14 protein-coding genes and 1 pseudogene are annotated in these 14,199 nt (G+C 73.6%); 6 read left to right on the top strand and 9 right to left on the bottom strand.

Features of this window, described 5'->3' with window-relative positions; translation table 11 throughout:
- The 3 genes from KK617_RS17170 to KK617_RS17160 form a co-directional block, all read left to right on the top strand.
- A partial coding sequence (locus tag KK617_RS17170; RefSeq protein ID WP_277501382.1) for a DUF4350 domain-containing protein occupies nucleotides 1–1,177 on the top strand: 1,177 nt, incomplete at its 5' end.
- Nucleotides 1,174–2,229 carry a MoxR family ATPase gene (locus KK617_RS17165; RefSeq protein WP_277501381.1) on the top strand — a complete coding sequence of 352 codons (1,056 nt, stop codon included), beginning with the start codon at nucleotides 1,174–1,176 and terminating at the stop codon, nucleotides 2,227–2,229. The genes KK617_RS17170 and KK617_RS17165, both read left to right, overlap by 4 nt.
- A gap of 7 nt (nucleotides 2,230–2,236) precedes the next feature.
- Nucleotides 2,237–3,532: a DUF58 domain-containing protein gene (locus tag KK617_RS17160; protein ID WP_277501380.1), complete on the top strand. Its 1,296-nt coding sequence runs from the start codon at nucleotides 2,237–2,239 to the stop codon at nucleotides 3,530–3,532.
- Nucleotides 3,533–3,602: 70 nt separating this feature from the next.
- On the opposite strand, the gene KK617_RS17155 is transcribed toward KK617_RS17160, so the two are convergent.
- The gene (locus KK617_RS17155; protein ID WP_277501379.1) at nucleotides 3,603–4,598 is read right to left on the bottom strand and encodes a stage II sporulation protein M; all 996 of its coding nucleotides are present in this window, start codon (nucleotides 4,596–4,598) and stop codon (nucleotides 3,603–3,605) included.
- Between the two features lie 34 nt (nucleotides 4,599–4,632).
- Here KK617_RS17155 and KK617_RS17150 point away from each other — a divergent pair, with 34 nt between their 5' ends.
- On the top strand, nucleotides 4,633–5,496 hold the full coding sequence (locus KK617_RS17150; protein WP_277501378.1) for an RDD family protein: 864 nt from the start codon (nucleotides 4,633–4,635) through the stop codon (nucleotides 5,494–5,496).
- Nucleotides 5,497–5,502: 6 nt separating this feature from the next.
- Here the strand turns inward: KK617_RS17150 and KK617_RS17145 are convergent, their stop codons facing one another.
- The 7 genes from KK617_RS17145 to KK617_RS17115 all read right to left on the bottom strand — a co-directional run bounded on the left by KK617_RS17145 (nucleotide 5,503) and on the right by KK617_RS17115 (nucleotide 12,629).
- Complete coding sequence (locus tag KK617_RS17145; protein ID WP_277501377.1) at nucleotides 5,503–6,246, bottom strand: tRNA (guanine(46)-N(7))-methyltransferase TrmB; 744 nt, start codon at nucleotides 6,244–6,246, stop codon at nucleotides 5,503–5,505.
- 117 nt (nucleotides 6,247–6,363) lie between these two features.
- Entirely contained in the window at nucleotides 6,364–7,557 is a 1,194-nt protein-coding gene (tuf, locus tag KK617_RS17140; RefSeq protein WP_277501376.1) for an elongation factor Tu, read from the bottom strand.
- A 76-nt stretch (nucleotides 7,558–7,633) separates the two neighbouring features.
- Nucleotides 7,634–9,748 (bottom strand): elongation factor G, encoded by a 2,115-nt coding sequence (gene fusA, locus KK617_RS17135; RefSeq protein WP_277501375.1) that lies wholly within the window; start codon nucleotides 9,746–9,748, stop codon nucleotides 7,634–7,636.
- Nucleotides 9,749–9,831: 83 nt separating this feature from the next.
- On the bottom strand, nucleotides 9,832–10,302 hold the full coding sequence (rpsG, locus tag KK617_RS17130; RefSeq protein ID WP_277501374.1) for a 30S ribosomal protein S7: 471 nt from the start codon (nucleotides 10,300–10,302) through the stop codon (nucleotides 9,832–9,834).
- The gene (rpsL, locus tag KK617_RS17125) at nucleotides 10,302–10,676 is read right to left on the bottom strand and encodes a 30S ribosomal protein S12 (RefSeq protein WP_277501373.1); all 375 of its coding nucleotides are present in this window, start codon (nucleotides 10,674–10,676) and stop codon (nucleotides 10,302–10,304) included. The genes rpsG and rpsL overlap by 1 nt, the downstream gene beginning before the upstream one ends.
- Nucleotides 10,677–10,766: 90 nt before the next feature.
- Nucleotides 10,767–12,119 carry an MFS transporter gene (locus KK617_RS17120; RefSeq protein ID WP_277501372.1) on the bottom strand — a complete coding sequence of 451 codons (1,353 nt, stop codon included), beginning with the start codon at nucleotides 12,117–12,119 and terminating at the stop codon, nucleotides 10,767–10,769.
- Between the two features lie 57 nt (nucleotides 12,120–12,176).
- The gene (locus tag KK617_RS17115; protein WP_277501371.1) at nucleotides 12,177–12,629 is read right to left on the bottom strand and encodes a MarR family transcriptional regulator; all 453 of its coding nucleotides are present in this window, start codon (nucleotides 12,627–12,629) and stop codon (nucleotides 12,177–12,179) included.
- An 83-nt stretch (nucleotides 12,630–12,712) separates the two neighbouring features.
- Here KK617_RS17115 and KK617_RS17110 point away from each other — a divergent pair, with 83 nt between their 5' ends.
- Nucleotides 12,713–13,060 (top strand): DUF2530 domain-containing protein, encoded by a 348-nt coding sequence (locus tag KK617_RS17110; RefSeq protein ID WP_277501370.1) that lies wholly within the window; start codon nucleotides 12,713–12,715, stop codon nucleotides 13,058–13,060.
- Between the two features lie 21 nt (nucleotides 13,061–13,081).
- On the opposite strand, the gene KK617_RS17105 is transcribed toward KK617_RS17110, so the two are convergent.
- Nucleotides 13,082–13,891: a DUF3027 domain-containing protein gene (locus KK617_RS17105; protein ID WP_277501369.1), complete on the bottom strand. Its 810-nt coding sequence runs from the start codon at nucleotides 13,889–13,891 to the stop codon at nucleotides 13,082–13,084.
- Nucleotides 13,892–14,010: 119 nt separating this feature from the next.
- Between KK617_RS17105 and KK617_RS17100 the strand changes: the two are divergent.
- A pseudogene (locus tag KK617_RS17100) lies at nucleotides 14,011–14,199 on the top strand (hypothetical protein); the annotation flags it as partial.

The following is a 14,199-nucleotide window of genomic DNA, read 5'->3' as shown; positions in this document are numbered from 1 at the left end:
CCCGGTGCCGGCCGCGCCCGCCGCCGGCGGGAGCGGCGGCCCGGGACCCGGTCGGCGCCGGTCGCTGCTCACCGCCCTCGTCGTGGGCCTCGCCCTCGTCGCGCTGGTCGTGACGGCCGTGGCGCTCGGGCGGGGGCAGCCGGCGTACTCCGGCCGCCTCGACCCCGACGACGCGACGCCCACCGGCGGGCGGGCGCTGGCCCGCGTGCTGGCCGACGAGGGCGTGGACGTGGTCGTCGCCCGCGACGCCGACGCCCTGGCGGACGCCGACGTCGACGACGCGACCACCGTCCTCGTCAGCGACCCCGCCGCGCTCGGCGAGCGCGGCGCACGCGACCTCGTCGACGCCACGGCCCCGGGCCGGCTCGTCGTCGCCGACCCGGGCCCGGGCGCCGTCGACCTGCTGGGCCTCGACGCCGACCCGCGGTGGGCCGGCGAGGCGGAGGACCTGGCCGCCGACTGCGACCCGGCCGCCACCGACGACCTCGAGGCGGACCTCGACGGCCTGGAGATCGCGGTCGACTCCGCCCTCGCCCTCGAGGACGCCGACGGCTGCTTCCCCACCCCGGACGGCGTCCTGCTGGCCGTCGAGGAGGGCGTCGTGCTCCTCGGCGCCGACGACCTGCTGACCAACGACCAGGTGCTCCGCGCCGACAACGCCGCCGTCGCGCTGCGCCTGCTGGGCGGCGCCGACCGGCTCGTCTGGTACGTGCCCGACCCCGACGACCTCGTCGGCGACCAGGGCGTGGGCCTGGGCGCCGCGCTCCCCCGCTGGGTGGTGCCGGCGGGCTGGCTGCTCGTCGCGGTCGTCGTCGCTCTGGCCTGGTGGCGCGGCCGGCGGTTCGGCGCCCTCGCGGTCGAGCCGCTCCCCGTCACCGTGCGGGCCATCGAGACCACCGAGGGCCGCGGCCGGCTCTACCGCGGGGCGCGCGACCGCCAGCACGCCGCGCACGCCCTCCGCTCCGCGACGCGCGAGCGGCTGGCCGCCCAGCTGGGGGCGTCCCGCCGTACCGACCCGCACGCGCTCGTCCTCGAGGTCGCGGCCCGCAGCGGCCGCGACGTCGGGGCCGTCGGTGCCCTGCTGCACCCGTCGGCCCCCGTGCCGGACGACGACGCCGGCCTCGTCGCCTTCGCCAACCTGCTGACCGACCTGGAGAAAGAGGTACGCCGCACATGAGCGAGACGTCCCCGCCCCCGCCCCCGCCCCTGTCGCTGGGCAAGGAGGGCCAGCCGCGCGCCGGAGCCCACGCCGCCCCGGCCGGCGCCCACGGCGACGCCGACGCCCGGGCGCGCGAGCGGCTGGCCGCGGTGCGCCGCGAGGTGGCCAAGACGGTCGTGGGCCAGGACGCCGCGGTCTCCGGTCTGCTCGTCGCGCTGCTGTGCGGCGGGCACGTGCTCATGGAGGGCGTGCCCGGCGTCGCCAAGACGCTCCTCGTGCGCTCGCTCGCCGGCGCGCTGTCGGTCGACACCCGCCGCGTGCAGTTCACCCCCGACCTGATGCCCGGCGACATCACCGGCTCCATGGTCGTCGAGGGCGGCGGGGGCGCGCTGGTGTTCCGGGAGGGCCCGGTCTTCACCCACCTGCTCCTCGCGGACGAGGTCAACCGCACGCCCCCGAAGACGCAGTCGGCGCTGCTCGAGGCGATGGAGGAGGGCCAGGTCTCGGTCGACGGCACGACCCGCCAGCTGCCCCGCCCCTTCCTGGTGGCCGCGACGCAGAACCCCGTGGAGTACGAGGGCACCTACCCGCTCCCCGAGGCGCAGCTCGACCGGTTCCTCCTCAAGGTGGTGCTGCCCGTGCCGGAGCGCGCCGCCGAGCTCGAGGTCCTGCGGCGCCACGCGGCGGGCTTCGACCCGCGCGACGTCGCCTCCGCCGGCATCACCGCGGTCGCCGGGGCCGACGACGTGCTCGCCGGCCAGGCCGCCGTGCGCCGGGTGCAGGTCGCCGAGGAGGTGCTGGGCTACGTCGTCGACATCGCCCGCGCCACCCGCGAGTCGCCGTCGCTCGAGCTGGGCGTCAGCCCCCGGGGCGCCACCGCCCTGCTGCGCACCTCCCGCGCCTGGGCGTGGCTGCAGGGCCGCGACTACGTCACCCCGGACGACGTCAAGGCGCTGGCGCACGCGACGCTGGCCCACCGCCTCACCCTGCGGCCGGAGGCCGAGCTCGAGGGCGTCCAGGTCGGGCAGGTGCTCGCCAGCGCGCTGGCGAGCGTCCCCGTCCCCCGCTGAGGCCGGCGTGGCGATCAGCGGGCGCGTCCCGCTCCTCGTGCTCCTCGGCCTGGTGCCCGTGGTGCTGCGCCCGGGCATCGGCACCGTGTGGCTCTGGCTGGCCGTCGTGGCGCTCGTCGTCGCGGCCGACTGGCTGCTCGCACCGTCCCCGGGCACGGTGGAGGTCACGCGGGTCGAGGACGGCGGCAGCATCCGCCTCGGCACGAGCACCCGGACGACCGTCGTCGTGCGCGGCACGGGTGCCCGCACGGTGCGCGGGCGGCTGCGCGACGCGTGGCAGCCCTCGGCCGGGGCGAGGGGCAACCGCCACCGGTTCGTGCTGGCGGGGCGGGACTCCGTGCGGCTCACCACCGCCCTCCACCCGGCGCGCCGCGGCGACCTGCGCTCGCTCGGCACCACCGTGCGGCTCGCAGGGCCCCTGGGCACGGCGTACCGCCAGCGGACGCTGGACGTGCCCGGCACCGTGCGGGCGCTGCCCCCGTTCTCCTCGCGCAAGCACCTGCCGAGCCGGCTCGAGCGGCTGCGCGAGCTCGACGGTCGATCGGCGCTGCGCGTGCGCGGCCAGGGCACCGAGTTCGACTCGCTGCGCGAGTACGTGCGGGGCGACGACGTGCGCTCCATCGACTGGCGGGCCAGCGCGCGCAGCCGCAACGTCGTCGTGCGCACCTGGCAGCCGGAGCGCGACCGGCGCGTCGTGCTCGTGCTCGACACCTCCCGCACGTCGGCCGGCCGGGTCGCCGACGTGCCGCGGCTCGACTCCGCGATGGACGCCGCCCTGCTCCTGGCGGCCCTCGCCGGCCGCGCCGGCGACCGTGTCGACTTCCTCGCCGGCGACCGGGTGGTACGACGCCGCGTGCGCGCGACGGGCGGGGGCAGCGTCGTCCACGCCCTCTCCGAGGCCATGACCGGTCTGGGCTCCGTCATCGCGGAGGCCGACTGGCGCGGCCTCGCCGGGGCCGTGCAGGACATGGGACGCCGGCGCGCGCTCGTCGTGCTCCTGACACCGCTCGAGCCGGCGGCGGTCGAGGAGGGCCTGCTGCCCGTGCTGCCGACGCTGACCCGCCACCACCGGGTCGTGGTCGCCTCCGTGCGGGACCCCGCCCTCGACGCGCTCGCGGGCACCCGCGACGACGCCGGCGACGTCTACACGGCGGCCGCCGCCGAGCAGGCGATGGCGCGACGGCGCGCCACCGCCGACCTGCTGGCGGCGCTCGGCGTGCACGTCGTCGACACCGACGCGGAGCGGCTCGCGCCGGCCCTGGCCGACCACTACCTGTCGTTGAAGGCCCGCGGCCTGCTCTGACGCCCGTCTGCTCCGCGCCCGTCTGCTCCGCGCCCGTCTGCTCGGCGCCCGTCGGGCCGGGTGCGACGACTCAGGCCGCCGTCGCGACGCGGGCGCCGCCGACGTCCTCGGCCACGTCCCCGTCGTACCCCTGCTCCACGGCCCGGCGCCCGAGCACGAAGACGTAGGCCAGGAAGACGGCCTCGGCGAGCACCCCGATGGCGATGCGCGCCGCGGTGGGCAGCGGCGACGGGGTGACGACGGCCTCGATGACGCCCGAGACCAGCAGCACGAGCACCAGCCCCAGCGCGACGGTCGCGGCCGTGCGGCCCTCGCGGGCCATGGAGCGGGCGCGGGTCAGGTCGCCCGGCTCGACCCACGACCAGAACAGGCGCAGCCCGACCCCGCCGGCGACGAAGACGGCCGTCAGCTCGAGCAGGCTGTGCGGGAGGATCAGCCCCCAGAAGTGACCGCCGTGGTCGGCGCGGGTCATGATCGCGCACGCCATCGCGACGTTGACGACGTTGCTCAGCAGCAGGAACACGACGGGCACGCCCAGCACGCCGAGGGCCAGGCACAGCGCCGCGACCCACGCGTTGTTGATCCACACCCGCGCGCCGAAGCTCGCCGCCGCGTGCTCGCTGTAGTAGTTCTCGAAGTCCTCGTCGACGTACTGCTCGATCTCCCCCGGCGAGAGCAGGCTCTGCTCGACCACCGGGTTCTCCAGCAGCCACAGCACGGAGACGGCGAAGACGACGACGTTCACGGCGATCGTGGCCAGCCACCACCAGCGCAGGCGGTAGAGCGCGGCCGGGAAGCGGTGCGTCAGGAACTCCGCCACCGCGCGCCACGTCGTGGTGCGCGCCCCGCCCGCCCGGATCCGCGTGCGGGCCAGCAGCGCGGAGAGGAAGCCGACGACCTCGGCGTCCGGGGCCACGGCACGCACGACGGACAGCTGGGTGCCGACCCGGTCGTAGAGCTCCATGAGCTCGTCGACCTCGGCTCCCGAGAGGCGGCGGGCCCGCGACAGCTCGTCGAGGCGCTGCCACTCCCCCGCGTGCGTCACGGCGTAGGCGTCGAGGTCCACGCGCCCACCTTAGAGCGCCCTATGCTGGGCCGCGATGAGCACACGAGCGGCGGTCCGTCCCTGGCCGCGCGGCGCCCGGGTCGGCGACCCCGGTGACCACGCCGCGGTCGGCAGCGACGACGTCGTCACCGCGGAGGCCGTGGCCATCGAGGTGCCCGCCGCCGGCCTGGGCGTGCGGGTCGCGTCGGGCCTGCTCGACGGCCTGTGCGTCGTCGGCACGTTCGTGACCCTGACCATCCTCTTCTCGGTCGCGACGATCGGCACCGACGAGGCGCTCTTCGAGGCCGCGAGCATCCTGGCGCTCGTGCTCTCCTTCGTCGGCGCCCCGACCCTCGTCGAGACGCTGACCCGCGGGCGCAGCGTCGGCAAGCTCGCGCTGGGGCTGCGCACCGTGCGCGACGACGGCGGGCCGATCGCCTTCCCGCAGGCGTTCACGCGCGCGCTCGTCGGCGTCGTGGAGACCTACCTGCTCCTCGGCGCCCCGGCGTTCCTCACGGCCCTGCTCAGCCCGCGCGGCAAGCGCCTGGGCGACCACGCCGCGGGCACGTACGTCGCCCGCGAGCGCGTGCAGCTCGTGCTGCCCACCCCGCCGCCGATGCCCTGGCCGCTGCAGGAGTGGGCCCGCACCGCCGACGTCGCCGCGCCCCCGCCGCACCTGGTGCTCGCGGCCCGGCAGTTCCTGGCCCGCGCCCACACGCTCGAGCCGCGCGCCCGCGAGGTGCTGGCCCTGCAGCTCGCCGACCGCCTGACGGCGTACGTCGCCCCGCTGCCCCCCGTGACCGCCCCGCCGGAGGCCTTCCTGTGCGCCGTGCTCGCCACGCGCCGCGAGCGGGACCTCGACCGCCTGGGCCGGGAGGCCCGGCTGCGCTCCCGCCTGCTGCAGCGTCGCCGCGCCTGACCCGCCTCAGCCCCGCCGGCGGTAGGCGAGGTCGGTGATGGCGCGCTCGGCCGCGAGGCCCTTGCGCTCGAACTTCGTCACAGGACGGTCGGCCCACCGCTCGACGACCCCGCCCTCCAGCTGCGGCTCGGCGTCCAGCACGGCCTGCATCTGCTCGGCGTACTCCGCCCAGTCCGTCGCCAGGCGCCACGTGCCGCCGGCCCGCAGCCGGGAGGCGACCAGGGCCGCGTGGGGGGCCGTGACGAGGCGGCGCTTGTGGTGGCGCGCCTTGGGCCACGGGTCCGGGAAGAACGTCCACACCTCGGCGAGCGACCCCTCCCCCAGCAACGTGCCGAGGAACCACACCGCGTCGATGCTGCAGAAGCGCACGTTGGTCGCCCCAGCCTCGGCGACGAGCCCCAGGCCGTGGGCGACGCCCGGACGCCACACCTCCAGCGCCAGCACGTCGTACGACGGTCGCTGCGCCGCGAGGGCCGCCGTGGCCTCGCCGATGCCCGAACCGATCTCGACGACGAGGCCGTCGCGCTCCCCCGGTCCCCGGCCGAACCAGGCGTCGAGGTCGAACCCGGCGGCGTCGACGGCCTCGTCGGGGATCACCCACGCCTCGTGGTGGGCGTCCCAGGACTCCTGCTGGCTGGGGGTGAAGCGGCTGCCCCGGCGGGAGTAGGTGAGCACCTCGCGCACCCGGCGCCCCTCCTCGGTGAGCTTGTGGTGCGGGCGTGCGGCGGCGACGGCGTGCTGGTCGGACATGGGGGCGATCCTCCCCCGACACCCGGGCCGGGACGAAATGGCACGAGGCCCCGCTCCCTGGGGAGCGGGGCCTCGCGGTGCTGCCTGTGCTGCGGTGCCGTCAGGAGACGGCGGTGATCACTTGGTGATCTTGGTGACGCGACCGGCGCCGACCGTGCGGCCACCCTCGCGGATGGCGAAGCGCAGGCCCTCGTCCATCGCGATGGGCTGGATGAGCTCGACGGCCATCTCGGTGTTGTCACCGGGCATGACCATCTCGGTGCCCTCGGGCAGCGTCACGACGCCCGTCACGTCCGTCGTGCGGAAGTAGAACTGCGGGCGGTAGTTGTTGAAGAACGGCGTGTGGCGGCCGCCCTCCTCCTTGCTCAGGATGTAGACCGACGCCTCGAAGTTCGTGTGCGGGGTGGTCGTGCCCGGCTTGATGACGACCATGCCGCGCTCGATGTCCTCGCGCTTCGTGCCACGGAGCAGGAGGCCGACGTTCTCGCCCGCCTGGCCCTCGTCGAGCAGCTTGCGGAACATCTCGACGCCCGTGACCGTCGACTTCTGCGCCTTCTCGCGGATGCCGATGATCTCGACCTCCTCGTTGACCTTCACGATGCCGCGCTCGATGCGGCCGGTGATGACCGTGCCGCGACCCGTGATGGTGAAGACGTCCTCGACCGGCATGAGGAACGGCTTGTCCGTCTCACGCTCGGGGGTGGGGATGGCCTCGTCGACCGCGTCCATGAGCTCCATGATCGACTCGCCCCACTTGGCGTCGCCCTGCAGCGCCGGGAAGGCGGCCACGCGGACCACGGGGATGTCGTCGCCGGGGAACTCGTACTCGCTGAGGAGCTCGCGCACCTCCATCTCGACGAGCTCGATGAGCTCCTCGTCGTCGACCATGTCGCACTTGTTGAGCGCCACGACCAGGGCGGGCACGCCGACCTGACGGGCGAGCAGCACGTGCTCACGCGTCTGCGGCATCGGACCGTCGGTCGCCGCGACCACCAGGATGGCGCCGTCCATCTGCGCCGCACCGGTGATCATGTTCTTGATGTAGTCGGCGTGACCGGGGCAGTCGACGTGGGCGTAGTGACGACCCTCGGTCTGGTACTCGACGTGCGCGATCGAGATCGTGATGCCGCGCTGACGCTCCTCGGGAGCCTTGTCGATCTCGTCGAACGCGGAAGCCGCGTTCAGGTCCGGGTGCTTGTCGTGCAGGACCTTCGTGATCGCAGCCGTCAGCGTCGTCTTGCCGTGGTCGATGTGACCGATGGTGCCGATGTTGACGTGCGGCTTGGTCCGCTCGAACTTCGCCTTAGCCACTGGGGGCTCCTCCTGGTGTGGTTGTTACTTGACTCGTGGTGGTGGTGCGGTGTGCCGAGGATCCTGCAGGGAGCGGTTACTCGCCGCGGACCTTCTTGATGATCTCGTCGGCGACGTTCTGGGGAACCTCGGCGTACGAGTCGAACTCCATCGAGTACGACGCCTGACCGGAGGTCTTGGACCGCAGGTCGCCAACGTACCCGAACATCTCGGACAGCGGGACGAGGGCCGTGACGACCATGTCGCCGTGACGCTCCTCCTGCGTCTGGATCTGGCCGCGCCGCGAGTTGATGTCGCCGATGACCGTGCCCAGGAACGTGTCGGGCGTGGTCACCTCCACGGCGAACATCGGCTCGAGCAGGACCGGCTTCGCCATGCGGGCCGCCTCCTTGAAGGCCGCGATGCCGGCGATCTTGAACGCGAGCTCCGAGGAGTCGACGTCGTGGTAGGCGCCGTCCTCCAGCGTGACCTTCACGTCCACCATCGGGTAGCCGGCGAGGACGCCGAACTGCATGGCCTCCTGCGCACCCTGGTCCACCGACGGGATGTACTCGCGCGGCACGCGACCACCCGAGACGGCGTTGACGAACTCGTAGCCGGCGCCGTGGCCCGTCTCCGGGTCGAGGCTGGGCTCGAGGGAGATGACGACCTTGGCGAACTGGCCGGAGCCACCCGTCTGCTTCTTGTGGGTGTAGCTGTGGTTCGCGACCTTGCGGCGCAGCGTCTCGCGGTAGGCCACCTGCGGCTTGCCGACGGTCGCCTCGACGCGGAACTCGCGCTTCATGCGGTCGACCAGCACGTCGAGGTGGAGCTCGCCCATGCCGGCGATGATCGTCTGGCCGGTCTCCTCGTCCGTCTTGACGGTGAAGGTGGGGTCCTCCTCCGACAGGCGCTGGATCGCGACGCCGAGCTTCTCCTGGTCGCTCTTCGTCTTCGGCTCGATGGCGACCTCGATCACCGGGGCCGGGAACGTCATCGACTCGAGGACGACCTGGTTGGCGGGGTCGCTCAGCGTCTCGCCGGTGGTCGTGTCCTTGAGGCCCATGACGGCCACGATCTGGCCGGCGCCGACCGACGCGATCTCCTCACGCTTGTTGGCGTGCATCTGGTAGACCTTGCCGATCCGCTCCTTGCGGCCCTTGACGGAGTTGACCACCGTCGCGCCGGCCTCGAGCTTGCCCGAGTACACGCGGACGAAGGTCAGCTTGCCGAGGTGCGGGTCGGACGCGATCTTGAACGCCAGGCCGGAGAACGGCTCGTCGTCGGCGGGCTTGCGCTCGATGACGGTGTCCTCGTCGCCGGGCTTGTGGCCCTCGATCGCCTCGACGTCGAGCGGCGACGGGAGGTACTTCACGACCGCGTCGAGCAGGGGCTGCACGCCCTTGTTCTTGAACGCGGTGCCGGTCAGCACCGGGTTGAGCTTGTCGGCGAGCGTCGCGCGACGGATGGCGGCCTCGACCTCCTCCACGGAGAAGACGTCGCCCTCCTCGAGGTAGCGCTCCATGAGGTCGTCGTCGGTCTCGGCGAGCGTCTCGATCATCTTCTCGCGGTACTCCGCGGCCTGCTCGGCGAGCTCGGCCGGGATCTCCTCGACCGTGTAGTCCTCACCCATCGTGGTCTCGCCACGCCAGGTCAGGGCACGCATGCCGACGAGGTCCACGACACCGATGAAGTCCTGCTCGGCGCCGATGGGCAGCTGCAGCACGAGGGGCGTGGAGTTGAGGCGCTCGACGATCATGTCGACGCAGCGGAAGAAGTCGGCACCGGTGCGGTCGAGCTTGTTGACGAAGCACATGCGGGGCACGGCGTACTTGTTCGCCTGGCGCCACACCGTCATGGACTGCGGCTCGACACCGGCGACGCCGTCGAACACCGCGACCGCGCCGTCGAGGACGCGCAGCGAGCGCTCGACCTCGACGGTGAAGTCCACGTGGCCCGGGGTGTCGATGATGTTGATCTGGTGGTTCTTCCACCAGCAGGTCGTCGCGGCGGACGTGATGGTGATGCCGCGCTCCTGCTCCTGCTCCATCCAGTCCATCGTGGCAGCGCCCTCGTGGACCTCACCGATCTTGTAGGTGATGCCGGTGTAGAACAGGATCCGCTCGGTGGTGGTGGTCTTGCCGGCGTCGATGTGCGCCATGATGCCGATGTTGCGGACCTTCGTGAGGTCCGTGGTGATGTCGACAGCCACTTGGGTCTGGTTCCTTAGAAAGTTCGGACTGGGTGGGTGGGCGCCGGGCGCCCGCCGTCAGGCGGGGCGCCCGGCGCGTGGGTTCACCAGCGGTAGTGCGCGAAGGCCTTGTTCGACTCGGCCATCTTGTGCGTGTCCTCGCGCTTCTTCACAGCGGCGCCGAGGCCGTTGCTCGCGTCGAGGATCTCGTTCATCAGCCGCTCGGCCATCGTCTTCTCACGACGGTCCTTCGCGTAGCCGACGAGCCAGCGCAGGGCCAGCGTCGTGCTGCGGTTCGGCTTGACCTCGATCGGCACCTGGTAGGTCGCACCGCCGACGCGGCGGGACTTGACCTCGATGGCCGGCTTGACGTTGTCGAGCGCGCGCTTCAGCGTGACGACCGGGTCGGTGCCGGTCTTCTCGCGAGCACCCTCGAGCGCCGTGTAGACGATGCGCTGCGCGACCTGCTTCTTGCCGTCCTGCAGCACCTTGCTCACCAGCTGCGACACCAGCGGCGACCCGTAGACCGGGTCGACGTCGACGGGACGCTTCGGGGCGGGACCCTTGCGCGGCATCAGCCCTTCTCCTTCTTCGCGCCGTAGCGGCTACGCGCCTGCTTACGGTTCTTCACGGCCTGCGTGTCGAGCGCGCCGCGGATGATCTTGTAACGGACACCCGGGAGGTCCTTCACACGACCTCCACGCACGAGCACGATCGAGTGCTCCTGGAGGTTGTGGCCCTCGCCGGGGATGTAGGCGGTCACCTCGACCTGCGAGCTCAGACGCACACGCGCGACCTTGCGCAGCGCGGAGTTCGGCTTCTTCGGGGTGGTGGTGTAGACGCGCGTGCAGACGCCGCGGCGCTGGGGCGATCCCTTCAGGGCAGGCGTCTTGGTCTTCGACACCTTGTCCTGGCGGCCCTTGCGGACCAGCTGGTTGATGGTGGGCACCTGGTGGTTCCCTCTCTTGTCGCTCTCAGTACCCGGCGCTCTGCCGGGCACGGTGTGTTGCGGGTGGTGCTGCTCGATCCGGTGGTTGCCTCACGCCTGGCGACCGCCCGCTCCCACGGGGACGCTGCCCCCGCGGTCGGGCGTGTCGATCTGGTTTCCGGCACGCTCGACGGTCCGGCTGTGCCAGACACGAGGACCGAGGCTACCGGGTCGCCTCAGGGCGGTCAAAACAGGCCGGAAGTGCCCCAGGACCGCCAGGGAGACGAGGATCCCGACCAGCGTGACGGCACCTCCGAGCACCAGGGTCCAGCGTGCGCCGTACTCCTCCCCCACCCACCCGATGAGGGGTGCGCCGACCGGCGTCCCGCCCATGAAGATCATCAGGTAGAGCGCCATCACGCGCCCGCGCAGCGCCGGGTCGGTGGCGATCTGCATGCGGGTGTTGGCGGCGGTGATCATGGTCAGCGCGGTGACGCCGAGCACCGGCGCGAACACGACGAACGACCAGTACGTCGGCAGCAGGCCCGCGACGACGACGGCCACGCTGAAGACGAGGCCGGCACCCACCACCAGCCGCAGGCGCACCTGCGCCCGACCGGCCGCCAGCAGCGCCCCGGTCAGCGAGCCGACCGCGACGGCCGAGCCGACGAGCCCGTAGGCCGCGGACTCGCGCCCGAACACCTCCGTGACCATGAGCGCGGAGGTGATGGAGAAGTTGAGCCCGAACGTGCCGGCGAAGAACACGACGGCGAGCACCAGCATGAGGTCGCGGCGCCCGCGCACGTAGCGCAGGCCCTCCCGCAGCGCGCCCTTGCGCCGCCCCGTCACCGAGGCGCTGTGCAGCGCCGTGCCGTCGAGTCGGCCAAGGACCGCGATCACCGGCAGGTAGGACACCGCGTTGATGAGGATGACCCAGCCCGTGCCCGCCACGCCGCCGCCGAGCGCCGCGATCATCACGCCGGCCAGCGCCGGGCCGACGAGCCGCGCCGCGTTGAAGGACGCCGAGTTGAGGCCCACCGCGTTCGTCAGGTCGTCCTCGTCCACGATCTCGCTGACGAACGACTGCCGCGCCGGGGCGTCGAAGGCCGTGCCCACACCGAACAGGAACGCCAACGTGTAGACGTGCCACACCTCGACCGCGCCGGTCACCGCGAGCACGCCGAGCATCGCCGAGGGCACCGCCATCATCAGCTGCGTGACCTGCAGCAGGCGGCGCTTGGGCACGCGGTCGGCGACCACCCCGGCGTACGGCGAGAGCAGCAGCATCGGCAGGAACTGCAGGGCCGTGGTGATGCCGAGGGCGGTCGCGCCGTTGACGGCGATCGCCAGCACGAGCCAGTCCTGCGCGACGCGCTGCATCCAGGTGCCGGTGTTGGAGACGATGCCGCCGGCGGCGTAGAGGCGGTAGTTCGGGTTCCGCAACGAGCGGAAGGTGGGGCTCACTCGGTGGGCGCTCCTGTCGTCGGTGGTCGGGGCGGGGATCGGTCGGGGTCGGGGGTCTCAGTCCTGCACGGCGAGCCGCGCCAGGATCGGTACGGCGGCGCGCAGCGTCGCGCGCTCGGCCGGCGTCAGCGCGCGCAGCTCGCGCGCCAGCCACTCGTCACGCCGGCGCCGGTCGGCGAGCACCAGCTCGCGGCCCGCGTCGGTCAGCGACACCAGCACCAGGCGGCCGTCGCGCTCGTCGGAGCGCCGGGCCACGTAGCCGCGCTCCTCAAGCTTGCGCACCGCCCGCGTCATCGACGGCGGCTGGACCTTCTCGAAGGCCGCCAGCTCGCCGACGCTCGCCTCGCCGTGGCGGTGCAGCGCACCGAGCACGCCCATGACCCCGATGCCGAGGTCGTTGGCGGGGTCGCGCTCGTTGGCAAGACGACGGCGCAGGCGCATGAGCGCGACCCGGAGCTCGGCGGCGAGGCCGGCGTCCGTGCGGGCGACGCGTTCGGTGGTGGGGGGCATGTCACCGAGCGTAACTCGTTACCTCGGGTAACTATTCCGCCGGCCGGCCGGGTGCCGGACCGGCGTCGTCTAGGGTGACCGGCGTGGAGCTCCGTGACGACCAGCCGAGGCAGCACGAGATCGGTCGGCGCACCTACGCCGTCGCCGACGTGGAGCCGCTCGACGTCGACGGCGTCCGCACCGTCGAGATCGGCTGCGCGCTGTGGGCCGTGGCCTTCGTCGGCCTGCTGCCCTTCTACTCCCGCCTGTCCGCCGAGGGCGCGGGCTGGGTGCTGTGGACCTGCCTGACCGGCCTGGGGCTCGGCCTGCTGGGCCTGGAGTACTGCCGCCGCCGGCGCCGGGCCCGCATCGAGGCCGCCGAGGCCGCCGAGGCCGCCGGTGCCGGGGAGGGCGGGGACCCGCTGGATCCCGGGGCGGGGCCGGCGGCCTGAGCCGCTCCGCGACCTGGACCCTCAGAAGCGCTCGAGGTCCTCGAGGGTGATCGTGTCCACCACGGGGTCCGGCAGCGGGGCGGGCAGGTGCTTCTTCGCGATCTGCACCTCGGAGTGGGCGCCGCACCCGTGGTCGAGCGAGACCACGCGGCCGTCGTCGTTGGCGTTCGCGTTGGCGCACACGCCGAACATCTCCGACAGCGGGCCGGCGAGACGCACGAGGAAGCCGCAGGTCGTGCAGGCCGCGGGCGCCGACGCCGCGAGCGGGGTCGAGGGGCCACCGTCCCCGTCGTACCAGCGCTGGGCCGCCAGGTCGCGACCCTCGGGCGACAGGGTGCGGACGCGGCCGAGGCCGAGCTCGCGCGCGACGCGCCGCACCTGGGTGCGGGTGTCGTCGTCGATCGGGTCGTCGCCGAAGGAGTACGTCGGCACGAGGCGCGGGTCGTCGTCGTCGACGGGCAGCAGGTCGCCGGGGCCGAGGTCGCCGGGGCGGACGCGCTCGCGCCACGGCACCCACGGCGGCGCGACGATCGCCTCGTCACCCGGGGTCAGCACGACCTCGTCGACGGTGGCGGTGCGCTGGCGGGAGGCGCGGGCGACCGTGACCGACCAGTGCCAGCCCCGGTAGCCGGGGCGCAGGCAGGCGAAGGCGTGGGTGGCGACGCGGTCGCCCTCCGCGTGGCAGCCGAGGTGGTCCCCGACGTCGGCGGCGTCGACCTGCTCCAGCAGGGCCGCGCGGGCGACGTCGACGGCGCGGGCCAGCGTGGAGTCGACGCCCGCGGGCGCGGCGGCGGCGACCGTCGTCGCGGCCGTCGTCGTAGTGGGAGTCACGGGCCCGATCATGACGCATCCGGCCCCGTCGTGTCGCGCCGGGGGCTCGCGTCGGCCCCGGGCCGCGGGTCGGGTGGCAGGATGGGCCGACGACCCGGACGCAGGGAGAACCCAGGCCGATGAGCACGCCGTACGGCGACGAGCGGGACCAGCACCACGCGCCCGGCGCCCGCGACCCCCACCCGTCCGCCCCGTCCGACCCGTCCGCCCCGTCCGGCCCGTCCGCCACGGGCACCCCCGGCGGCCCCGCCGACGGCGCCCCCGGCGAGGGGGCGGGCCGGGAGGGTCCGTCGGCCGCGGCGGTCGCC

The sequence above is a fragment of the Nocardioides sp. ChNu-99 genome (genome assembly GCF_029493445.1).
Lineage (GTDB): Bacteria > Actinomycetota > Actinomycetes > Propionibacteriales > Nocardioidaceae > Nocardioides.
Note: the sequence above shows the minus strand (reverse complement) of the source record. Positions and strands in the feature narration are given on the sequence as shown.

What these genes read in the sequence shown, in the direction of transcription:
- KK617_RS17145 (WP_277501377.1), bottom strand. Translation starts at nt 6,246, where the DNA reads ATGTCCGACCAGCACGCCGTCGCCGCCGCACGCCCGCACCACAAGCTC.
- KK617_RS17150 (WP_277501378.1), top strand. Translation starts at nt 4,633, where the DNA reads ATGAGCACACGAGCGGCGGTCCGTCCCTGGCCGCGCGGCGCCCGGGTC.
- rpsG (WP_277501374.1), bottom strand. Translation starts at nt 10,302, where the DNA reads ATGCCGCGCAAGGGTCCCGCCCCGAAGCGTCCCGTCGACGTCGACCCG.
- KK617_RS17115 (WP_277501371.1), bottom strand. Translation starts at nt 12,629, where the DNA reads ATGCCCCCCACCACCGAACGCGTCGCCCGCACGGACGCCGGCCTCGCC.
- KK617_RS17165 (WP_277501381.1), top strand. Translation starts at nt 1,174, where the DNA reads ATGAGCGAGACGTCCCCGCCCCCGCCCCCGCCCCTGTCGCTGGGCAAG.